This window comes from Exiguobacterium sp. SL-9 (assembly GCF_004336985.1).
In the GTDB taxonomy this organism is placed as follows: Bacteria; Bacillota; Bacilli; order Exiguobacteriales; family Exiguobacteriaceae; genus Exiguobacterium.
Map to the genome: position 1 here is coordinate 1 of NZ_SJUO01000021.1, position 432 is coordinate 432.

Consider the following 432-nt stretch of genomic DNA (forward strand, 5'->3'; position numbering starts at 1 on the left):
ATGTAGCTATGTTTATGTCTACAACGAAAAGTTCAGGTGATGGAACATATACGAAAAAAGGAAATTATATTTGTAAAGATAGCTTTAAATGTAATCAACAAATGACTACTTTAGATTATCTCCACGATTTCCATCAAACAGTTTCTAAATAACAAAAACACTTAAGGATATAAATTCCTTAAGTGTTTTTACTATTTTGTAAAGTTATCGAAGTATCCTTGAATGAAAACAATCGGTGTTCCTTTGTCTCCACTACCTGATGTTAAGTCTGCTAAAGAACCAATTAAGTCAGTTAACTGACGAGGTGTTGTTCCTTGTGCTTCCATAGAACCAGTTAAATCTTCATCTTTTTCGTTAATATGTTTTTTAATAGCTGCTTCTAAATCTGCTCCACGTAAATCAGAGAAATTATTATCAGCTAAGTATTTTAAT

General features: G+C 30.6%; 1 protein-coding gene. It reads right to left on the minus strand.

Features of this window, described 5'->3' with window-relative positions:
- Positions 1–191: 191 nt before the first annotated feature.
- A partial coding sequence (locus EVJ34_RS15455) for a coenzyme F420-0:L-glutamate ligase (RefSeq protein WP_201739960.1) occupies positions 192–432 on the minus strand: 241 nt, incomplete at its 5' end.